Here is a 21602-nt window from a genome sequence, read left to right as displayed (position 1 = left end):
CGCGCCTTTTGTGATCGTCGAGTCCCGGAGTCGTATCGCGACTCCGGGGCCTTCGGTTGCCGTAAGAGCCTCACACGGGCTCTTGAACCAGCCGGCTCGTGCGAGCCGGTCCTCTCTCGTTTTCAGGTGAGGGAAAGTTCCGTGCAGTTCCGCCAGCAGGCCCTCGCCAAGCTCCAGTCGCCGGAGGAGCTCGATCTTCCGGTACGTTTCGCCCGCCCTCAGGGCTGGCTCGTCCTGTCGGTGACGGTGGTCGCCATGGCGGCCGCCTCCGTGTGGGCGGTGACCGGCACGGTCACGTCCACGATCGGCGCGCCCGCCATCCTCACGCACGGTGAGGGCAGCTACATCCTGCAGAGCCCCGTCGCGGGCCAGGTGACAGCGGTGCTCGCCAAGCAGGGCGAGCGGCTGCCGGCCGGCTCCCCGGTCCTGAAGGTCCGCACGGCCCAGGGCGACCGCGTCGTCCGCACCGTCGCCGCGGGCCGGATCACCGGGCTCGCCGCGACCATCGGGCAGATCATCCAGACCGGCGCGAACGTCGCCGCCGTGGAGAAGGTCGCGCACGCCGACGATCCGCTGTACGCCACGGTGTACGTGCCTGCCGAGAACGCGGCCTCCATTCCCGAGGACGCCGCCGTGGACCTGACCGTCTCGTCGGTGCCGACCCAGACGTACGGCGTGCTGCGCGGTCATGTGAAGTCGGTGGATCGCTCGGCGCAGTCGGCCCAGGAGATCGCCGCGTTCCTCGGGGACAGCCAGTTGGGCGAGCAGTTCACCAAGAGGGGCCGCCCGGTGGCCGTACTGGTCGGGCTCGACAAGTCGTCGAGCACCAGGAGCGGCTACAAGTGGTCGTCGAAGGACGGACCGCCGTTCGACCTCACCTCCATGACCCTGGCCTCGGGTTCGATCCGGCTGGCCGATCAGCGTCCCGTCGATTGGCTGCAGCCGTGAGCACCGCACAGGAGACGCGGAGCAGGCGCCGTGCCGTTCCGCCCAAGCGTCCCGTCCCCAAGGGCAGGGCGAAGACCGTCCGAACGCCGACGGTGCTGCAGATGGAGGCCGTGGAGTGCGGCGCCGCCTCCCTCGCGATGGTGCTCGGCCACTACGGCAAGTACGTCCCGCTGGAGGAGCTGCGCATCGCCTGCGGTGTCTCCCGCGACGGCTCGCGCGCCAGCAACCTGCTGAAGGCGGCCCGCAGCTACGGCCTGACGGCCAAGGGCATGCAGATGGACACGGCCGCCCTCGCCGAGGTCAGGACACCGGCGATCCTGTTCTGGGAGTTCAACCACTACGTCGTCTACGACGGCATGGGGCGCCGCTTCGGCCGCCGGGGCGTCTACATCAACGACCCGGGCAAGGGTCGCCGTTTCGTGCCGATGGAGGACTTCGACGGCAGTTTCACCGGCGTCGTCCTGGTCATGGAGCCCGGCGAGGGCTTCAGCAAGGGCGGCCGCAAACCCGGGATCCTGGGCGCGATGCCGGCCCGGCTGCGCGGCACCGCGGGCACCATGCCCGCCGCGGTGCTGGCGAGCCTGCTGCTGGTCGCGGTCGGCGCGGCGGTGCCCGCGCTCAGCCGGACGTACATCGACGAGTTCCTGATCGGCCAGAAGACCTCGCTGCTGGGTGTGCTGTTCGCGTCGATGGGCGCGTCCGTGCTGCTCACGGTGGTGCTGACGTGGTTGCAGCAGGCGAATCTGCTGCGCGGCCGCATCATCTCCTCCACCCTCTCCAGCGCCCGCTTCCTCCGGCATCTGCTACGGCTGCCGGTGACGTTCTTCGCCCAGCGCAGCCCGGCCGACCTGGTGCAGCGGCTGCAGTCCAACGACCAGGTGGCCGAGACCCTGGCCCGCGATCTGGCGGCGGCGGGCGTGGACGCGGTGGTCGTGGTGCTCTACGCCGTCCTGCTCTACACATACGACCCTCAGCTGACCTTCCTCGGAATCGGCGTGGCCCTCCTGAACATCGTCGCCATGCGGGTCGTGATCCGGCTGCGCGCCACCCGGACGGCGAAGCTGCGCGCCGACAGCGCCCGGCTCACCAACACCGCCTACACCGGGCTGCAGCTGATCGAGACGATGAAGGCGACCGGCGGTGAGGACGGCTACTTCCGCAAGTGGGCCGGACAGCACGCCACCACCCTGGAGGAGCAGCAGCGGCTCGGTGTCCCGAGCGCCTGGCTCGGCGTGGTCGCGCCGACGCTGGCCTCCGTGAACAGCGCGCTGATCCTCTGGATCGGCGGTATGCGCGCGGTCGAGGGCGGTATCTCGGTCGGTCTGTTGGTCGCCTTCCAGGCCCTGGTCACCCGCTTCACCGCGCCGATCACCCGGCTGAACGGCGTCGCGGGCCGCATCCAGGACTTCGCCGCCGACGTGGCCCGCCTCAAGGACGTCGAGAACTTCCAGGCAGACCCGCTCTACGGCCGCCCCGGCGCCGGCGACTCCACGCGCCGTCTGCACGGTCATGTCGAGCTGCAGAACATCACCTTCGGCTACAACCCGCTCGACAAGCCCCTGCTCACCGGCTTCGACCTGACGGTCGGCCCCGGCCAGCAGGTAGCCCTGGTCGGCGGTTCGGGAAGCGGCAAGTCCACGGTCTCCCGGCTGATCTCGGGCCTGTACACCCCCTGGGAGGGCGTGATCCGCATCGACGGACAGCGCCTGGACGACATCCCGCGCGGCGCGCTCGCCGCCTCGGTCTCCTTCGTGGACCAGGAGGTCTTCCTGTTCGAAGGGTCGGTCCGCGACAACGTGGCCCTGTGGGACCCGTCCATCCCGGACGACGCGGTCGTCGACGCGCTGCGCGACGCCGCGCTCTACGACGTAGTGACGCGCCGCCCCGGCGGCATCCACAGCAAGGTCGAGCAGGACGGCCGCAACTTCTCCGGCGGGCAGCGCCAGCGCCTGGAGATCGCCCGCGCGCTGGTGCGCCGCCCCAGCATCCTCGTCCTGGACGAGGTGACCAGCGCCCTGGACGCGGAGACCGAGCAGGTCGTGATGGACAACCTGCGCAGGCGCGGCTGCGCCTGTGTGGTGATCGCGCACCGGCTCAGCACCGTGCGCGACAGCGACGAGATCGTCGTACTGCAGCACGGCACGATCGTGGAGCGCGGGCGGCACGAGGACCTGGTGACGCGCGGCGGCGCGTACGCGGCGCTGGTCAGGGAGCGATGAGATGACGACCGCACACGAAGGCGACCTGGTTCTCGGCGCCCTCGGCTCCATGGGCAGCTACGTCGACTGCTCGGGGCTGACCCGGCTCGACCTGGAGGGCCCGCAGGTGCTGTGGCTGGTCGCGGCCGGCAGCCTCGACCTGTTCGCCGTGGACGCCGTGCAGCAGGGCCACTGGCACCACCTCGGCCGACTGGAGGCGGGCTCGCTGATCCTGGGCCCGGTCCCCGGCCCCCAGCACACCCTGGTCGCCCGCCCCTTGCGCGACTGCGTGGTGCACCGCATCGGCCTGCGCGAGCTGTACCAGACGGCCGACACCCAGACCTGGTCCTACGACGAGTACGGCAACGCCCAGTACGTCCCGCCGACGACCAGCCCCCTCGAATACGCCCTCGCCCTCGGCGTCGGCCGCAGCCTGTCCGTCCTCTTCCAGGCGCCGATGGCGACCGAGGGGTCGGCCGCCGAGGTGACCGACGACGACGTGTTCTGGATGCAGGTGCCGCCGGGCAGCGTCCAGTACGGCTCCCTGTACGGCGCCGAGGCCGCCGCCGACCTGCTGATGGACCCGGCGGTCTGGCAGTCCATGGTCGACCAGCAGTACCGCCTGCTGACCACGCTGGACCGCTGGATCGAGCAGCTGGAGCGCACTCACGAGACCCGCACGGCCGCCGGCATCAAGGCCGGTGAGGCGGTGCGTGCCCAGGCCGACCGGACGCTGCTGGCCTCCATCGGCAAGTCGTCCGGCAAGCGCACCACGGCCGCCGACGCGGACGCCTCGTATGCGGCCTGCAAGCTGGTCGCCGAGGCGGCCGGGATCACGCTTGCCGAACCCGCGCAGAGCGGCACCGAGAGCGAGCGCCTGGACCCGGTGGAGCTGGTGGCGATCGCCTCCCGCGTGCGCACCCGGGCCGTACGCCTGGACGGCCGCTGGTGGCGGGACAACATCGGCCCGCTGGTGGGACACCGGGCCCTGTCGGGTGCGCCGGTCGCGCTGCTGTGGCGGCGCGGCGGATATGTCGCCGTACATCCGGCGACCGGACGTGAGACGCCGATCGAGAAGGACAACGCGGAGGAGTTCGAGCCGCGCGCGGTGATGTTCTACCGCCCGCTGCCCGAGCGGACGCTGAGCCCCCTGCGGCTGCTGCGGTTCAGCATGCGCGGCACCGGCGGCGACCTGACCAACCTGCTGCTGAGCGGTCTGGTGACGGTGGCGATCGGCGCGCTGGTGCCCGTCGCGACCGGCAAGGTGCTGGGTGAGTTCGTCCCGAAGGCGCAGACGGGCCTGATCGCGCAGGTCTGTCTGGCCGTGATGCTCACCAGCATCGTGGCGGCGGCCTTCATGCTGCTGGAGAACCTCACCATCCTGCGCCTTGAGGGCCGCATCGAGGCCACGCTCCAGCCGGCCGTCTGGGACCGGCTGCTCAGGCTCCCGACGAAGTTCTTCACCGAGCGCTCGACCGGCGAGCTGGCCAGCGCGGCCATGGGCATCAGCTCGATCCGCCGCATGATGGCCGGGCTCGGGCCCGTCATCGCCCAGTCGGTGACCGTCGGCGCGATGAACCTGGGGCTGCTGTTCTGGTACAGCCCGTCCATGGCGCTGGCGGCGATCGGCATGCTCGTCGTCATCGCGGCCGTCTTCCTCGGCCTCGGCCTGTGGCAGGTGCGCTGGCAGCGCAAACTCGTCGTGCTCAGCAACAAGCTGAACAACCAGGCCTTCCAGACCTTGCGCGGTCTGCCGAAGCTGCGGGTGGCGGCGGCCGAGAACTACGCCTACGCGGCCTGGGCCTCGGAGTTCGCGCACAGCCGTGAACTGCAGCAGAAGGTCGGCCGCATCAAGAACCTCACCACGGTGATGGGCGCGGTCTATCTGCCGCTGTGCACCCTGCTGATGTTCATGCTGCTGGCAGGACCGGCGCGCGGGGCGATGTCGGCGGCCGCGTTCTTGACCTTCAACACCTCGGTGACGATGGTGCTGACCTCCGTCACCCAGCTGACCAGCGCGTTCGTGTCGACCGTGGCCGCGCTGCCGCTGTTCGAGGAGATCAAGCCAGTGCTGGAGGCGACGCCGGAGGTGCGCACGGCGAGCACCCGGCCGGGCCCGCTGTCCGGCGCGATCGAGGCCCGGCGGCTGTCCTTCCGCTACACGGACGACGGTCCGCTGGTCCTGGACGACGTGTCGTTCGAGATACGCCCGGGTGAGTTCGTGGCGATCGTCGGCCCCAGCGGCTGCGGCAAGTCGACCCTGCTCAGGCTGCTGATCGGCTTCGACAAGCCGGTCTCGGGCAGTGTCCTGTACGACGGTCAGGACCTGGGGGCGCTCGACCAGTCGGCCGTGCGCCGGCAGTGCGGTGTGGTGCTGCAGCATGCGCAGCCGTTCACCGGTTCCATCCTGGACGTCATCTGCGGCACCGAGCCGTACACGCCGGAGGAGGCGATGGCGGCGGCCGAGATGGCGGGGCTCGCCGAGGACATCAAGCGGATGCCGATGGGACTGCACACGATCGTCCAGGGCAGCGGCGCCGTCTCCGGCGGCCAGCGCCAACGCCTCATGATCGCTCAGGCGCTGATCCGCCGGCCGCGGATCCTCTTCTTCGACGAGGCGACCAGCGCCCTCGACAACGAGACGCAGCGCACGGTGATCGAGTCGACCAAGGCGCTCAACGCCACCCGCGTCGTCATCGCACACCGTCTGTCCACGGTCCTGGACGCGGACCGCGTGATCGTGATGGAGGACGGCAAGGTCGCCCAGCAGGGCCCGCCCGCGCAGCTGCTCGCGGACACCGGCGGCCGGCTGCACGAGCTGGTGCGGCGGCAGATGGCCTGAGAGCTCAGTCGAGGCCGGGCACCGGCGCCCCGGAGGGCACACCTGCCTCGATGTACCCCTCGTAGAAGTCCTTCCAGCCGGCGCCCGCCCCGGAGTCCGGCCCCTCGAACCGCTCCCCCCGCGCCTTGGCGTCGAGGGCGGCCAGGCACACCTCCCAGCCGGCGGCGTTGCGGGCGGCGGTGTCGGCGGCCTTGAGGACGTTGGTGAGGGTGAAGCGGGTGCGCTCGTCGTCCAGCGCCTCCAGGTCGAAGTGCAGCTCGTCGCCGCCCCACTCGAAGGAAAGGCGACGCGGCTCGTCGAGGGCGAGCACCCGGCCGGTGGACTCCGGCATGTTCGGATCGCCGCTGAAGTTGATCGTGCCGCCGGGCCGGGGGTCGATCTCGGCGCGCGAGGGGAACCAGTGGGCGAGTTCCTCGGCATCGGTCACGAACTGCCAGACGCGCTCGATGGGATGGCCGTAGGTACGGCTGAAGCGCACGGCCGGGCGGCCGTCGTCCACGGTCAGATAGGTGCCGGTGAGTTCAGCGGCCATGGTGGATCAGTCCTTCGGGGCGGGGTCGAGGGCGTCGACACGCCTCCACGATCTCCCCCACGGGCCGCGGCCGCTCCAGGAGCAGCGCGACGACACCCCGTATGAGACGGAGGCCACACCTAGCGAAACGTTGCCGTTTCGCTTTCGGAGGGTCTAATCTGCCGGTGTACGAAACCGTTTCGTTCAAGGTTTCCCGGACGACTTCCCTGGAGTGGTTCTCCCATGTCTCAGAACACCCTGACCGACAGCGTCCCCAGACGGGCGGTCGAGGCCGAGCCCGCCACCTCGTCGAAGCGCTGGTGGATCCTCGCGGTCGTCGCCGTCGCACAGCTGATGGTGGTGCTTGACGCCACCATCGTGAACATCGCGCTGCCCTCGGCCCAGGCCGACCTCGGCTTCTCCGACGGCAACCGCCAGTGGATCGTCACCGCGTACGCGCTGTCGTTCGCCTCCCTGCTGCTGCTCGGCGGCCGTATCGCCGACCTCTTCGGCCGCAAGACCGCCTTCCTCATAGGCGTGGTCGGCTTCGCCGGCGTCTCCGCGCTCGGCGGTGCCGCGAACGGCTTCGGCATGCTGGTCACCGCGCGTGCCCTGCAGGGAGCCTTCGGCGCACTGCTCGCGCCTGCCGCGCTCTCCCTCCTCAACACGACCTTCACCGACGCCCGCGAGCGCGCCAGGGCGTTCAGCGTCTACGGCGCCATCGCCGGTGCCGGCGGCGCCGTGGGCCTGCTGCTCGGCGGTGTCCTGACCGACGCGTTCGACTGGCGCTGGACGCTGTACGTGAACGTCGCGATCGCCGTCGTCGCCTTCGTGGGCGGCTGGCTGCTGCTGACCAACCACCGCGACGCGGGGAACTCCAAGCTGGACGTGCCGGGCACGCTGCTGGTCGCCGCCGGTCTGTTCTCCCTTGTCTACGGCTTCTCCAACGCCGAGACGCACGACTGGGGTTCGGGCCTGACCTGGGGCTTCCTGATAGCGGGCGGTGTGCTGATCGCGGCCTTCGCCTGGTGGCAGACCAAGGCCGCGCACCCGCTGCTGCCGCTGCGCATCCTGCTGGACCGCAACCGGGCCGCCTCGTTCCTCGCCGTGCTGATCTCCGGCGGGGGCATGTTCGGGGTGTTCCTCTTCCTCACCTACTACCTGCAGCTGAACCTGGGCTTCAGCCCGACCAGGACCGGTGTGGCGTTCCTGCCGATGGTCGGTGCGCTGATGGTGGCGGCGCAGCTCGGCACCACGACCCTGGTGCCGCGGATCGGGCCGAAGGTCGTCGTCCCGCTGGGATTCGCGGTCGCCGCGGTCGGCATGGCCTGGCTGACCGGGATCGGCGTCGGCTCCAGCTACGTCAGCGCGGTGCTGCCGCAGCTGATCGTGACCGGCGCGGGCCTCGGCCTGGTGATGCCGGCGGCGATGCAGCTGGCCACCGGCGGGGTGGCCGCCGAGGACGCGGGCGTCGCCTCCGCCACGGTCAACGCCATGCAGCAGGTGGGCGGTTCGATCGGTACGGCCCTGCTGAACACCCTCGCCGCGAGCGCCGCGACCGACTACCTGGTGGGCAAGGACGCGACCAGCAAGCTGGTGCAGGCCCAGGCCACGATCGAGAGCTACACCACCGCCTTCTGGTGGTCGGCGGGCCTGTTCGCCGTCGGCGCCGTGATCGCCTTCGTGTTCTTCCGCCGCGGGGTGCCGGAGCAGGACGCGAACGCCGCACCGGTCGTCCACATGTGATCGATCCGGGCTGAGCCGCACCGGCTCGATCCGCACCGGTCCAAGGGGCCGCCGTCCGCAGGGAGACGGCGGCCCCTCTTCGCTGCCATGGTGGCCGCATGCGTAAAACGCGGGCGGCACTCGGGTCCACGCTCTTCCTCTTCCTCGCACCGGGCACGGTGGTCGTCCTGGTGCCGTGGTGGCTGACCGGCTGGCGGGCCGGCGACTGGTGGCCGCCCGTCCGCGCGCTCGGCCTGCTCCCGCTCACCGCGGGGGCGGTCGTCCTGCTGTCGGCCTTCGTGCGCTTCCTGACCGAGGGGTCGGGCACACCGGCGCCGGTCGCGCCGACCGAGCACCTGGTGGTGGGCGGGCTGTACCGGTACGTGCGCAATCCGATGTACGTCGCGGTGATTGCGGCGGTCGGCGGCCAGGGCCTGCTGCTCGCCCGGCCGGTGCTGTTCGGGTACGACGTCCTCGCGGGAGGGGCGATGTGGGCGTTCGCGACGTGGTACGAGCAGCCCGCGCTGACCCGCCGCTTCGGCGCCGACTACACCCGCTACCGGCGCGCGGTGCCGGGCTGGTTGCCTCGGATGACACCCTGGCGCGGTGACTGACGGGGCGTTGGCCTGCCCGGAATTGGGTACCCCCTGGCCCATGCGGATCAGCGTGGTGGATGTGGGATCGAACACGGTCAGACTGGTTGTGGCGGACGCCGAGGGCGGGGTGCCGCTGCCGGTCCACACCGCCAAGTGGCGCCTGCGGCTGTCGGAACACGTGAGGCCCGGGAGCAACATTTCCGAGGAGGACATCGACCGGATCGCCGGGGCGGTCGCCGACGCGAGCCGGACCGCGGCCCGATGGGGAGCGACCGCACCGCTTGCCTTTGCGACGGCCGTGGTGCGTGCCGCTCCGAACCGGCGGGAGGTGCTGCGCACCGTCCGGTCCCGGACCGGGGTCGGGTTGTGCACGCTGCCCGGCGAGGTCGAGGCCGAGCTGACCTTCCTGGGGGCGCGGCGCTGGATGGGCTGGCGTTCGGGACCGCTCGCGCTGCTGGACATCGGCGGCGGTTCCCTCGAAGTGGCCTTCGGGCGCGGCCGGTTGCCCGACTTCGTGGCCTCGCTGCCGCTGGGCGCGGGACGGCTCACCCATGAGTTCTTCCAGGGGCAGGATCCGCCGCCGCAGGAGCAGGTGCGGGCGCTGCGCCGCAAGGTCCGGCACCAGATGCGGGACGTCGCCGCCCGGATCCGCTGGGAGGGTCCGCGCACGGCGGTGGCCACCTCGCGCACCTTCCAGCAGCTCGGACGGCTGTGCGGGGCGCCGCCCGGGCGCCACGGCCCGTTCGTGGAACGGCAGTTGAAGCGCTCGGACCTACGGGCCGCCGTCGGCAGGCTGGCCACACTGCCGGCCGCCGAACGCGCCCGGCTCCCCGGCATCTCCGCGCCGCGCGCCCAGCAGAGCCTGGCCGGCGCTGTGGTCGCCCACACCTCGATGAAGCTGACCGGCCTCAGAGTGGTCACGATCTGCCCCTGGGCGATCCGTGAAGGCGTCCTGCTGCGCCAGATCGAGGACGGCACATCCTGGTGGGCGAAGATCAACAATCTTGACGAGGTGCCCTCGTCCCCCGATCCGGTGCCCCTGCGCATCGCGGCCCCTGCACCCTGAACGAAGACCCTTCAGTCGTTGCGCGCGCAAATTGTCAAGCGCCTCCACCGCAATTCACCAGGTCGAGTGAACTAGATCTTGCGCTCGGCGTGTCGGGGATGCTCCCCCGCCGGTCGGGGTAACTACCGAGACCGAATGCGCCCTTTGCCCAGGTGGAGCGGACATGACGCCGCATGCGGACGACCGCGCTTGCGAACCACCCGAGGCGAACCCCCATGCCCGCACACGGGCCGGCAGCCGGTTCACCATGGTCACGGTCGCGGGTGAGATCGATCTGGCCACCGCGGAGTTCCTCCAGGAACACCTGGACGCGGCGACTGCGCGGCCGGAGCCGGATGTGCTGGTCGACCTGCGGCAGGTCGAGTTCTTCGACTGCTCGGGCCTGCGTGTGCTGTGCCGGGCCGAGTCGCGGGCCCGGGAGCGCGGCGGCCGGCTGCGCATCGTCTCCGACGCACCCGGCATCCACCGGCTGCTCAGTGGTGCGGGACTGCTGGAACGTTTTCCGCCCCTCCCCGCGATCCCCGGGGAGGGGCGGAACTGATGCCAGGAGTCGGCGGGCGGCCCCACTCCGCCTTGCCGACCCCTGGTGCGAGATCGACGGGTACCCGCGACAAGGGACTCGCACTCCCCAACTGCGTGCCTCTTCAGGTGTGCACGAGGACTCCGCGATCCCGGTCTCTCAGAACGCGAAGAGGCTGGTCCCGTAGGAGTTCTTCACGCACTCGTTGCCGAAGGTCCGTTCGTAGGAGACGCGCTTGCCCTGCCAGACTCCGTCGACCGTGACGACGACCGGGTCGTACAGCTTGTTGCAGATCACGCCGTCTCGCGCCTTCAGGGCGTCGATGTCACCGCCGACCCCGCGCAGGTCGGCGCAGGCGAGGGCCGGGGCCGGATGGGTGCCGGAGGCCGTCGGGGCGCAGTTCAGGGTGACGGCCCGCAGCGGGGTCGCGGCGGCCGCGCTTGTGCCGTGGCCGACGGTGAGCACCAGGGCCGAGGGGGCGTAGAGCGAGGCGGGAGCAGCGGCCGGGGTGGCGAGCGCGGCTCCGGTGAGGGGTCCGCAGACGGCGGTGGCCGTGAGGGCGAGGGTGGCTGCCCAGCGCGCGGTGTTCCGCATTGTGTGCATCCTTCCGCAGGATTCGAGGGTGTGCCGACCCGTTCCGGTTTGGTGCCGGACCGGCGAGCGCGAGTCTGCCGAGTCCGCCGCGGAAAAACACCTCGACCCCATGTGTTTCAGTAACCTTGCGTGTTGAATCAGTGGCGCGAAGTCACAGAGTTCGACCGCATGACCCCTGGAACTGAGCGGTTCTTGATCGCCCGAAGCAGCCAAGTGGCCGATTTCCTGCGCTTCGTTAATAGGCCTGAAACATTCCGGTTGAGCTGTCGGCGGACTCCCCCGCACCCCCTTGCGTTCATGGTCCCGTCGAGTAATCGTCATTACATGATTACGACAGAGCAACGAGAGAAGCTGCGCGGCTGGTTCGCCGGCCGGCTGCCCGAGGATCTCTTCGAGGAGCTGGCCGAGCTCACGGTCGACCGCGAGGAGATCACCGTGATCGGCCGCATCCCCGCGCCCCGGCTCACCGAGGACGCTTCGGACGCCGAACGGGAGGCCGCCGTCCAGGGCAGGATCCAGGAGTTCCGGGAGCGCACCCGGGAGACGCGCATCGAGGTGGCCCGCGAGGCCGAGCACCGCTTCCGCCGGAAGGTGTCCTGGGGGGTGGAGTGCGGTGGGGAGCGCGCGCTGTTCACTCACGTGGCCGCGCCCGTGATGACCCGGCTGCGCCAGCCGGAGCGCCAGGTCCTCGACACCCTGATCGCCGGCGGGGTCGCCCGCAGCCGCAGCGACGCCCTCGCCTGGTGTGTGCGGCTGGTCCAGCAACACACCGACGACTGGCTCGCCGAGCTGCGCGCATCCCTCGAACACGTCCAGCGGGTGCGGGCGCAGGGCCCCGACACGCAACCGCAGGACGCCGCCACGGACCGTTCGACGGACACACCGGCCGACGACGACTGATGGAGGATTCGTACACCCACCGCGCAAAAGATGGATGAACCGTCCTCTGGTGCGGGTCCTGCACTCCGCCTTACGGTCGGCAGACCGCCGAGAGGACGGTCGCCATGCCCGCCGCACACCCCCGCGGCGACGACCGGCCGTCCACCACGCCGCGCCACCACGCGCTCCACCGCCCCGCCCTCGCTGGAGCCACCTTGTCCTCGCAGTCGTCCGACTCCCCCAGCACCCCGCCGTCCCTCACCGAGGTCGAGGCCCACGGTGTCGAGCGCATCCCCGACGCGGACCGCACCGCGACCCCGCTCGACCTGTTCCGGCTCGCCTTCGGCGGCGCCAACACCTTCTCCACCTGCGTGTTGGGCGCCTTCCCGATCCTTTTCGGCCTCTCCTTCTGGCAGGGCCTCGCCGCCACCCTCCTCGGCGTCCTCGCGGGCGCGCTGATCCTGTGCCCGATGGCGGTGTTCGGGCCGGTCAACGGCACCAACAACGCCGTCTCGTCCTCCGCGCACCTGGGCGTGCACGGCCGGGTGGTCGGCTCGTTCCTGTCGCTGCTGACCGCGATCGCGTTCTTCTCGATCTCGGTGTGGAGCTCCGGGGACGCCCTGGTCGGCGGTGCGCACCGGCTCTTCGGCCTTGAGCGCAGCAACCTCTCGTACGTCATCGCGTACGCGCTGTTCGCCGGCCTGGTCCTCGCGGTGTGCGTGTACGGCTTCCGGTTCATGCTGTTCGTCAACAAGGTCGCGGTGGCCTCGGCGACCATGCTGTTCCTGCTCGGCGCGATCGCCTTCGCCGGCGACTTCGACCCGTCGTACGCCGGTGCCTTCACCGACACGGCGGACGCGGCGACCAGATCCCTGTTCTGGCCGTCGTTCATCGGCGCGGCCCTGATCGTGCTGTCCAACCCCGTGTCGTTCGGAGCGTTTCTCGGCGACTGGTCGCGCTACATCCCGGCGAGCACCCCGCGCCGCCGGGTGATCGGTGCCGCGTTCCTGTCGCAGATCGCGACGCTGCTGCCGTTCGTCTTCGGTCTGACGACCGCGAGCATCATCGCCGCCAAGGCCCCGAAGTACGTCGACCCGGCCGCCCCCGACTACGTGGGCGGGCTGCTCGCCATCTCGCCGACCTGGTACTTCCTGCCGGTGTGTCTGCTCGCCCTGATCGGCGGCATGTCGACGGGGACGACCTCGCTCTACGGCACCGGGCTCGACTTCTCCTCCGTGTTCCCGCGGCTGTCGCGGGTGCAGGCGACCGTGCTGGTCGGCGTCCTGTCGATCGCGTTCATCTTCATCGGTCGGTTCGGGCTCGATCTCGTCCAGTCCATCTCCACCTTCGCCACGATGATCATCACGTGCACCACGCCGTGGATGGTCGTCATGATGCTGGGCTTCTTCACCCGGCGCGGCTGGTACGACCCGGAGGCCCTCCAGGTCTTCAACCGCCGTCAGCGCGGCGGCCGTTACTGGTTCGCGCACGGCTGGAACTGGCGGGGCATGACCGCGTGGTGGGTGTCCGCGCTGCTGGGCGTGCTGGTCACGAACATCCCCGGCCAGTTCGTGGGCCCGCTGGGCGACCTCGTGAACGGCATCGACATCAGCCTGCCGCTGTCGCTGGTGGCGGCCGCCGTGCTGTATCTGGGGCTGCTGCGGATCTTCCCCGAGCCGCGCGCGGCGTACGGGCCGCAGGGCGCGCGGCTGGCCCGCACCGTCGAGGTCGCGGTGCCGCCGATCACGGGGCCGGGAGAGGGAGTCGAAGAGGGGGCTTCCGCCACGCTGCGGGCGTGACGCACTTCGTGCCGCAGGTCCGCCCCGGTGGACGGACCTGCACTTACTCGCCAGTATCGTCGGGGTGCAACGCGTTCTCAGCGACGAGGGGCGGGACGTACCCATGGCCAAGCACTGGGCGGACTTCCAGTACGAGATCTATCTGGGCGGGATGTCGGGCGCCGTACCGAGGCTGCCCACCGATCTGACCCGGCTGGAGGAGCTGACCGAGCAGCGGCTCGGCCCCGGGCCCGTCGGCTATGTCGCGGGCAGTGCGGGCGACGGCAGCACGGCGCGCGCCAACCGGGCGGCGCTCGGGCGGCGCCGGATCGTGCCGCGGATGCTGCGGGACGTGCACGAGCGGGACCTCTCGGTCGAGGTGCTGGGCCGCGCGCTGCCCGCCCCGCTGGCCCTGGCACCGGTCGGCGTGCTGTCGATCATGCACCCGGACGCCGAGTGCGCGGCCGCCCGGGCCGCCGCGGCGCAGGGCGTGCCGTACATCCTGTCCTCGGCGTCCAGCACGCCGATGGAGCAGGTCGCGGAGGCGATGGGCGACGCGGAACGCTGGTTCCAGCTGTACTGGGCCAAGGACCGTGAGGTGACGCGGAGCTTCCTGAACCGGGCGAAGGCCGCCGGGTTCACCGCGCTGGTCGTCACCCTCGACACACCGCTGCTGGCCTGGCGGCCCCGCGACCTCGACCAGGCCTATCTCCCCTTCCTCCATGGCGTCGGCACCGCGAACTACTTCTCCGACCCTGCCTTCCAGGCGGGTCTCGCCAAGCCGGTGCACGAGGACCCGAACGCCGCCGTGCTGCACTTCGTCGGCATGTTCGCGGACCCCGGCAAGACCTGGCCGGACCTGGCCTTCCTGCGGGACAACTGGGACGGCCCGATCGTCCTCAAGGGCATCCTGCACCCGGACGACGCCCGGCAGGCCGCCGATGCCGGAATGGACGGCGTGGTCGTCTCCAACCACGGCGGCCGCCAGGTGGCCGGCTCCGTCGCGGCCGCCGATGCGCTGCCCCGGGTGGCCGAGGCGGTCGGCGACCGGCTGACGGTCCTGTTCGACAGCGGCGTGCGCACCGGCGACGACGTCTTCAAGGCACTCGCGCTCGGCGCGCAGGCGGTGCTCCTGGGGCGGCCGTACGTGTACGGGCTCGGTCTCGACGGACAGCCGGGCGTGGAGCATGTGATCCGCTGTCTGCTCGCCGAGTTCGACCTCACGCTCGCCCTGTCCGGACACGCCACGCCCGCCACGATCGGCCCCGCCGACCTCATCGAGGAATCCGCATGACACCCCCGAAGAACATCCTCGCGGTCATCGCCCCGCACGTCGGGGGCCGCGCCGCCGGCGCCGGACTCGCCACGCTCTTTCCCGGCTCGGCGAACGTCACCGTCGTCGAGGCGGCCGACGAGGACCCGGCCGCCCTCCGCGCAGCACACGTGATCATCACGGCCCTCGCGCCCGTCACCGCCGAACACCTCGCCGCTGCACCGGACTTGAAGCTGGTGCAGTGCGCGAGCCACGGCTTCGAGTACGTCGACGCGGGCGCCGCCCGCGCCCGGGACGTACTCGTGTGCAACATCGGCTCCAGCGGCGCCGAGTCGCAGAACGTGGCCGAACAGACCTTCGCCCTCATGCTGGCGCTGGCCAAGCAGCTGATCCCCGCGCACACGGCGCTCGTCGAGGCGGACTGGGCACTGCCCCGACTGCAGCGCTCCCTCACCGAACTGTGCGGCAAGACGCTCGGCATCGTCGGACTCGGTGGCATCGGGCAGGAAGTCGCCCGCCGTGCGGTCGCGTTCGACATGAGCATCGTCTACGCCGGCCGCCGCAGGCTGCCCGAGGAGACGGAGGCCAGGCTCGGCGGGGCCCGCCGTGTCCCGCTCGACGAACTCCTGCGGACGGCCGACTACGTCTCCCTGCACGCGCCGCTCACCGACGAGACCCGGCATCTGCTCGACGCCGAACGGCTCGCCCTCCTCAAGCCGACGGCGTTCGTGATCAACACGGCGCGGGGCGCCCTCATCGACCAGGACGCCCTCGCGGACGCGCTGGAGAAGGGCGCCCTGGCCGGTGCGGGCATCGACGTCTTCGACCCCGAACCGCCCACCCCGGCCCTGCGCCTCCTCAAGTCACCGAACGTGGTGCTCTCACCGCACGTCGGCGGCGTGACCCGCGAAACCCTGATCCGCATCGCCCTGGCCGCCGTGCAGAACGTGACCGACTTCCTGGCGGGAGGGCACCCGCGGGACGTCGTTGGCTAGGGCCCTTCGGAGCGCCCGCAGGGCGCCTCAAAGGGGCGCGGGGCTGTGTCGATATGCGGCTCCGCCGCGGGGGCGCGACAAGCCACAACGCACCCGCAGCCGCCAGAGGCTCCCGCCCCCGAGCCATTAGGCGCTCTTCCCGGACGACCACGCCGGCCGAGCCGCAGGCGCCCCCGTCCCCGTGATCGACAGCGAGCCCGGGGTCGCCGTCGCCGTCGCCGACGGATCGGCCAGCCAGCGCTGCGCCGGGGAGCCGTCGCGGGCCTTCGCGACGACGTCCGCGCCCGGCTCCTCGGCGGTGGCGGCGAGGGCGAGCCGCTCGTCCCAGCGGGGCAGCAACTCGCCCTGCACGGTGAGGTCGTAGCGCACGTCCGCGCCCCGCTTGTCGTTCTCGGCGACGCACTTGCCGAGGACGGCCACGCCGGCGTCCACGTGCGAGTCCAGGCACAGGCCGGGGTCGGCCGCGCTGCGCAGCAACCCGTCCTTGTCGAACGACCATTGCTGGGTGTCGGCGTCCGAGCACGCCGCCAGGTCGGTCCCGGCGCCGGCCTTCACGGTGCCCGTGATGGCGAGGCAGAGGTCGGCGCCCGCGTTGCGCAGCCGCGACTGCCCGGGAACCGTGGGGAGTTGGGCCGTGCCGGGCGACGACTGGGAGCCGATGCCCGGCGCCGTGCCGCCGCTCGCACTGGTGGAGGCGGCCGGGTCGACGCCGTCTTCGTGGGACCACAGGCCGGCCGCGAACAGACTGGCGAGCAGCCCGGCGGAGACGACACCCACCCCGGTCAGCAGTGCCCGGGAATTCCGCGGCACGCCCGACGATCGCCGACCGGGCAGCGGGATACGGGGCAGGATGCGCGGCCGCCCGCCGCCGTGCCGCGAGGAGCCGCTCGCGCGCGCTTCCTGCGGCGCACGCCCGGGACGGGAGTCGAGGTAGCGGCGGGCGCCCCAGCCGAGCACCGCCTCGGCGAGGAGCACCCCCAACCCGCCCTCGAAATGACTCAGTTGTTCAGCCGCGGAACGGCAGTAACGGCACTCCGCCAGATGCTGCTGGACATCCGGCAGCAGAGCCCCGCCCCGGCGAATCGGAACATCGAGGAGACGGTTGTAGAACCGGCAATCCTTGCTCGGCGCGAGTTCCCGATGGGCATGTACACAACCTTCGCGGAATTTTTCACGCGCCTGTTCGAGTGCCGCCGACGCGGTGTCGGTATCCATGCCGAGCAGACCGGCGGGAACGGTTATGGACTCCGCTTCGACCTCGGTGTGCCAGAGCAGGCAACGAGAGAGTCCGGGAAGAGCCTGGAAAGACCGCTCGGCGAGCCTGCGGTTTTCGGGCGTCATGGACTTCGCCGTCCGTATACCGCGGCCGCCGGAGGGTTTCTGCAGCTCCGGCAGAACGCTGGATATCCGGTCCTCGGCGGACCACACGCGGACCGTCTCGCGTACGGCCACCAGCATCCGGGGGCGCAGCGCGAGCGCGGGCTCGCCCAGCGCCAACCGGTCCAGGACCTGGTGGAAGGCGGACGCCGTCACCATGGAGGCAAGGTCGGCAGGGGAGGCCAGGCAGATCGCCGCATAGTCGCGGGCGGGCTGCCAGTGCCGCGCCATCAGCAGCGCGACGGATTGGGCGGCCTCGCCGTCGGGACGGCCCCTGAGCCGGGTGGCGAGGTTCTCGTCGGATTCTCCGGGAACACCGCCGGGCGGCGGGTAAGGGGGACGAGGTGGGTGGGGGGTGGGCACTGAGCGGATTCCTTCCCACACGCATGGGACTCACAGGAGGGCGTGAATTCGGGTAGGTCCGTCCGGCCCGGTTTTCCGATTGGCCGATCGACACCCGGCCATTACACCCCCCGCACGGGTAGTTCACCCTTGCACAACACACTCATGACCAACAAGGCACTTGGGCAACATCTGCCTCTTTGAAGGTTGGTCAGAAACGGCGACAACTCGCCTCGTCCACATGAGCTTTCGTCATTCCATGCGCCCCGTGTGAAACAGGCGCACGCGCCGGAGCACCGCGCACGCTCCCGGCGCGCACCACCCCGTAGTGCACTGGGTAGCGGCCCTTCTCGGAGGCCCTGCGCAGGACGGCGGCTCTCCTGCGCCGCACGGGCCGCCGGCCTTGTTCCTCCCGCCCTCGGTCGGCGGCCCCGGGGGCGGGTCGTCCCGACGGCGGTCGGCGGCCCTCAGATCTGCCAGGAGCGCAGCCGGTCGGCCGCGCTGTAGACGTCGGCCTTCCCTGACATCAGATCGCGGGCGAGGTCGACGAGGGCGCCGTAAGGCGGGTCGATGCCGACGTCGCTCACGAACATGTACGCCACGGCTGTCGCACAGGCGAAGCGGGCGTTGGCCGAGGGCAGGGGCTTGAGCAGGGCGAGGGTGTGCAGCAGTGCGGCGGCCCGCCAGGCAGGGTCGGAGTCCACGCCGAGGCGGGGCGGGTCCACGCGGTGGCGGGCGACGGCGGCGACCAGCGCAGAGAAGTCGTTGATGGTGGGCTGGTCCGGCAGGACCTCTTCGTGGCGCTGGAGCAGCCAGGGCACGTCGATATGGATGACGGGTGCCATCGGTCAGGCGACCCGCCCCTCACCGGCGTGGGCGGGTTCGTCGTCGGGGAAGGCGGCGGCGAACTCGTCGGCATGGGAGGCGAAGAAGCGGCGGAACGCCTCCGCGCCCTCCTGCAGCGCGCGGTGCCGGGCTATGTCCGCCGCGGCCGCCTCGCGCACTAGGGCCTTCATCGACGTACCGCGCTCCTTGGCGATCTGCCGCAGGTCCTCTAGTTCGCGGTCGCTGAACTCGACATTCAGGGCTGGCATGCCATCACGGTACCGCCGGGGTACTCACTCGTAAATAGCCGCTGGTCACAGCAGCTTTCCTACGGTACCTCCGGCCATCGGACCCAGCTGAGGGCCATGTCCGTTTCCCGCCGGTTGCGGACGGCGCGGCGCAGCAGGCTGGAGCCATGACGACGTACACGAAGATCGACAGTCCGGCGGGTGAGCTGCTGCTGGTGGGCGACGGCAGGCGTTCGGGGAGGCCGCCCGGCAGCTCTCCGCCTACTTCGCGGGCCTGCTCCCCGCTTCGAGCTGAGCCTGACCCCTGACGCGACCGACCGAGACCGGCACCGAAGGGGCGGGCCATCGCAGCCGAGTTGGACGACAGGAATGTGCTGAGACGTATGTCACATTGCGCCCGCTCCATGTCACATTCGACCCCCTCCCGGCCCTCGAAGTAGTGAGCGCGGCACCGGGGAGGCCCACACATGACGCACAGCACCGGAAGTCCGGTCGCCGACGAGGCGACCGATGTCTTCATGAACCATCGGGAGCTGATGTTCAGCCTCGTCTACAACATGCTGGGCAGTGTCACCGACACCGAGGACGTGCTGCAGGAGACCTGGCTGGCGTGGTCGGGCCGGGGCGTCGGCGGGATCACCGACCCGCGCGCCTATCTGGTCCGGATCGCCGTCAACCAGGCCTTGCAGCGGCGGGCCGTGATCGCCCGCCGCCGGGAGAGGTATGTCGGCCCGTGGCTGCCCGAGCCCCTGGTCGCCGAGGACGCGAACCCCGACGACCCGGTCCTGCGGGGCGAGTCCGTGTCCCTGGCGATGCTGGTGGTCCGGGAGGCGCTGACCCCGCTGGAACGCGCGGTGTTCGTCCTGGGCGAGGTGTTCGGCTACGCCCACACCGAGATCGCGGACATCATCGACCGCAGCCCGGCGGCCGTACGGCAGCTGGCGCATCGCGCCCGGGACCATGTGCTCGCCCGCCGGCCGCGCTACCGGGCGCATCCGCGCGTCCGGCAGGAGGCGACCGAGCGGTTCGTGCGGGCGGCGCTGGGCGGGGACCTCGCCGAGCTGATGGAGATCCTGGCCCCGGACGTCACGGTGTGGACGGACGGCGGCGGCAACCGCAGGCCGGCGGGGCTGCGCCCGGTGCACGGCCGGGACAAGGCGGTCCGCCTGATCACCTCGTACGCGGCGCGGCGCGGCCCCCAGCAGCTCGACCTGCGCTACCGCCGGGTCAACGGTGACGACGCCGCGGTGCTGTTCCAGGGCGACTCGCCGTACGCCGTCATGGTCATGGACCTCACGCCCGCGGGCGACCGTGTCAACGGCGTCTACATCGTCACCAACCCCGACAAGCTCACGCACGTGCACAGGGACGACGAGGAGGACGAGTGACCGCCACCGAGACAGCGGGCCGGGGCGAGCGCGTCGCCGACTGGCTCGACGGACGCGTCGGCATCCACTCGCTGGGCAGGAAGTACCTGCGCAAGGTCTTCCCGGACCACTGGTCGTTCCTGCTCGGCGAGATCTGCCTGTACAGCTTCGTCGTACTCGTCCTGACCGGCGTGTATCTCACCCTGTTCTTCCATCCGTCGATGAACGAGGTGACGTACCACGGCAGTTACGTCCCGCTCAACGGCGTGCGGATGTCCGAGGCGTACGCCTCCACGCTGCACATCAGCTTCGACGTGCGCGGCGGGCTGCTGATCCGGCAGCTGCACCACTGGGCGGCGCTGGTGTTCGTCGCCGGGATGCTGACGCACATGATGCGGCACTTCTTCACCGGCTCCTTCCGCAAGCCCCGCGAGGTCAACTGGCTGTTCGGCTGGCTGCTGCTGTTCCTCGGCCTGTTCGAGGGCCTGTTCGGCTACTCGCTGCCGGACGACCTGCTGTCGGGCACCGGCCTGCGCTTCGTCAACGGCGCCCTGCTGTCGGTGCCGGTCGTCGGAACGTATCTGTCGATGTTCCTGTTCGGCGGTGAGTTCCCCGGCCATGACGTCGTGGCCCGCTTCTACTCGCTGCACATCCTGCTGATCCCCGGCATCATGGCGGCGCTCGTCGTGGCGCACCTGATTCTCGTCGTGTACCACAAGCACACGCAGTTCGCGGGACCGGGGCGGACCGAACGCAACGTCGTGGGCACGCCGTTCATGCCCGTGTACCTGGCGAAGGCGGGCGGCTTCTTCTTCCTGGTCTTCGGCGCGCTGACGCTGGTCGCGGCGGTGGCGACGATCAACCCGGTCTGGGTGTACGGCCCCTTCCGCCCCGACCAGGTCTCCACGGGCGCCCAGCCCGACTGGTATCTGGGCTTCGCGGAGGGACTGGTCCGGGTGATGCCGGGCTGGGAGATCACCCTGTGGGGCCACACGCTCGTCCTCGGCGTGCTGATACCGGTCGTGGTCTTCCCGCTGCTCCTCGTCTTCATCGGGATCTACCCGTTCCTGGAGGCACGGGTGACCGGTGACAAACGCGAGCACCACCTCCTGGACCGCCCGCGCAACCGCCCGGTCCGCACGGCGATCGGCGCCGTCTGGATCAGCCTCTATCTGATCCTGCTGGCGGGCGGCGGCAACGACATCGTGGCCACCCGTATGCATCTGTCGATCAATACGGTCACCTGGACGGTCCGCGTGGCGGTGTTCGTCCTTCCGGCGGTCGTCTTCGTCGTCACCCGCCGCATCTGTCTGGGTCTGCAACTGAGGGACACGGAGCTGGTGTTGCACGGCCGGGAGACCGGTGTGATCAAGCGGTTGCCGCACGGCGAGTACGTCGAGGTGCACCAGCCGCTCGATCAGGCCGAGCTGCACACCCTCACCGCCCACCGGCGGCAGGGCGAACGCGTGGAACACGAGCCGCGGCCCGAGCTCGTGGAGCGCGAGCCGCGGCCCTGAC

18 protein-coding genes are annotated in these 21602 nt (G+C 70.8%); 13 read left to right on the top strand and 5 right to left on the bottom strand.

Annotated features, from left to right (window positions below; genetic code table 11):
- The first annotated feature begins 141 nt into the window (after window positions 1–141).
- The 3 genes from ABD355_RS17615 to ABD355_RS17605 are packed head-to-tail and all read left to right on the top strand — an operon-like array spanning window position 142 to window position 5988.
- On the top strand, window positions 142–948 hold the full coding sequence (locus tag ABD355_RS17615) for an HlyD family efflux transporter periplasmic adaptor subunit (RefSeq protein ID WP_344401343.1): 807 nt from the start codon (window positions 142–144) through the stop codon (window positions 946–948).
- Window positions 945–3167 carry an NHLP family bacteriocin export ABC transporter peptidase/permease/ATPase subunit gene (locus tag ABD355_RS17610; RefSeq protein WP_344401342.1) on the top strand — a complete coding sequence of 741 codons (2223 nt, stop codon included), beginning with the start codon at window positions 945–947 and terminating at the stop codon, window positions 3165–3167. Before ABD355_RS17615 ends, ABD355_RS17610 begins: the two co-directional genes overlap by 4 nt.
- 1 nt (window position 3168) lies before the next feature.
- Complete coding sequence (locus ABD355_RS17605; RefSeq protein WP_344401341.1) at window positions 3169–5988, top strand: NHLP bacteriocin export ABC transporter permease/ATPase subunit; 2820 nt, start codon at window positions 3169–3171, stop codon at window positions 5986–5988.
- Between the two features lie 4 nt (window positions 5989–5992).
- Here ABD355_RS17605 and ABD355_RS17600 read toward each other — a convergent pair whose 3' ends face one another.
- Window positions 5993–6520: an SRPBCC family protein gene (locus ABD355_RS17600; protein ID WP_344401340.1), complete on the bottom strand. Its 528-nt coding sequence runs from the start codon at window positions 6518–6520 to the stop codon at window positions 5993–5995.
- Window positions 6521–6742: 222 nt separating this feature from the next.
- Here ABD355_RS17600 and ABD355_RS17595 point away from each other — a divergent pair, with 222 nt between their 5' ends.
- From ABD355_RS17595 to ABD355_RS17580, 4 genes are all read left to right on the top strand, one after another.
- Entirely contained in the window at window positions 6743–8245 is a 1503-nt protein-coding gene (locus ABD355_RS17595) for an MFS transporter (protein ID WP_344401339.1), read from the top strand.
- A 98-nt stretch (window positions 8246–8343) separates the two neighbouring features.
- Complete coding sequence (locus tag ABD355_RS17590) at window positions 8344–8838, top strand: methyltransferase family protein (RefSeq protein ID WP_344401338.1); 495 nt, start codon at window positions 8344–8346, stop codon at window positions 8836–8838.
- Between the two features lie 40 nt (window positions 8839–8878).
- A complete protein-coding gene (locus tag ABD355_RS17585) occupies window positions 8879–9886 on the top strand; it encodes a Ppx/GppA family phosphatase (protein WP_344401337.1) in 1008 nt (335 codons plus the stop codon).
- A gap of 163 nt (window positions 9887–10049) precedes the next feature.
- Window positions 10050–10427 (top strand): STAS domain-containing protein, encoded by a 378-nt coding sequence (locus ABD355_RS17580; RefSeq protein WP_344401336.1) that lies wholly within the window; start codon window positions 10050–10052, stop codon window positions 10425–10427.
- A 138-nt stretch (window positions 10428–10565) separates the two neighbouring features.
- Here the strand turns inward: ABD355_RS17580 and ABD355_RS17575 are convergent, their stop codons facing one another.
- Complete coding sequence (locus ABD355_RS17575; protein WP_344401335.1) at window positions 10566–11000, bottom strand: protease inhibitor; 435 nt, start codon at window positions 10998–11000, stop codon at window positions 10566–10568.
- A 324-nt stretch (window positions 11001–11324) separates the two neighbouring features.
- Here ABD355_RS17575 and ABD355_RS17570 point away from each other — a divergent pair, with 324 nt between their 5' ends.
- The 4 genes from ABD355_RS17570 (at window position 11325) to ABD355_RS17555 (ending at window position 15925) form a co-directional block, all read left to right on the top strand.
- Window positions 11325–11900 carry a CoA-transferase family III protein gene (locus ABD355_RS17570; protein ID WP_344401333.1) on the top strand — a complete coding sequence of 192 codons (576 nt, stop codon included), beginning with the start codon at window positions 11325–11327 and terminating at the stop codon, window positions 11898–11900.
- A gap of 194 nt (window positions 11901–12094) precedes the next feature.
- A complete protein-coding gene (locus tag ABD355_RS17565) occupies window positions 12095–13678 on the top strand; it encodes a purine-cytosine permease family protein (protein WP_344401658.1) in 1584 nt (527 codons plus the stop codon).
- 103 nt (window positions 13679–13781) lie between these two features.
- Window positions 13782–14951, top strand: coding sequence for a lactate 2-monooxygenase (locus ABD355_RS17560; RefSeq protein WP_344401657.1), 1170 nt, complete (start codon window positions 13782–13784; stop codon window positions 14949–14951).
- A complete protein-coding gene (locus ABD355_RS17555; RefSeq protein ID WP_344401332.1) occupies window positions 14948–15925 on the top strand; it encodes a 2-hydroxyacid dehydrogenase in 978 nt (325 codons plus the stop codon). The genes ABD355_RS17560 and ABD355_RS17555 overlap by 4 nt, the downstream gene beginning before the upstream one ends.
- A gap of 126 nt (window positions 15926–16051) precedes the next feature.
- On the opposite strand, the gene ABD355_RS17550 is transcribed toward ABD355_RS17555, so the two are convergent.
- From ABD355_RS17550 to ABD355_RS17540, 3 genes are all read right to left on the bottom strand, one after another.
- A complete protein-coding gene (locus ABD355_RS17550; protein WP_344401331.1) occupies window positions 16052–17665 on the bottom strand; it encodes an RICIN domain-containing protein in 1614 nt (537 codons plus the stop codon).
- Window positions 17666–18111: 446 nt separating this feature from the next.
- Window positions 18112–18489 (bottom strand): toxin Doc, encoded by a 378-nt coding sequence (locus ABD355_RS17545; protein WP_115911359.1) that lies wholly within the window; start codon window positions 18487–18489, stop codon window positions 18112–18114.
- 3 nt (window positions 18490–18492) lie between these two features.
- Window positions 18493–18738: a hypothetical protein gene (locus ABD355_RS17540; protein ID WP_030937710.1), complete on the bottom strand. Its 246-nt coding sequence runs from the start codon at window positions 18736–18738 to the stop codon at window positions 18493–18495.
- 446 nt (window positions 18739–19184) lie between these two features.
- Here ABD355_RS17540 and sigJ point away from each other — a divergent pair, with 446 nt between their 5' ends.
- The gene (gene sigJ / locus ABD355_RS17535; RefSeq protein ID WP_344401330.1) at window positions 19185–20105 is read left to right on the top strand and encodes an RNA polymerase sigma factor SigJ; all 921 of its coding nucleotides are present in this window, start codon (window positions 19185–19187) and stop codon (window positions 20103–20105) included.
- On the top strand, window positions 20102–21601 hold the full coding sequence (qcrB, locus tag ABD355_RS17530; protein WP_344401329.1) for a cytochrome bc1 complex cytochrome b subunit: 1500 nt from the start codon (window positions 20102–20104) through the stop codon (window positions 21599–21601). The genes sigJ and qcrB overlap by 4 nt, the downstream gene beginning before the upstream one ends.
- Window position 21602: the final 1 nt, after the last annotated feature.

The sequence above is a fragment of the Streptomyces longisporus genome (assembly GCF_039532765.1).
In the GTDB taxonomy this organism is placed as follows: Bacteria; Actinomycetota; Actinomycetes; order Streptomycetales; family Streptomycetaceae; genus Streptomyces; species Streptomyces longisporus.
Note: the sequence above shows the minus strand (reverse complement) of the source record. Positions and strands in the feature narration are given on the sequence as shown.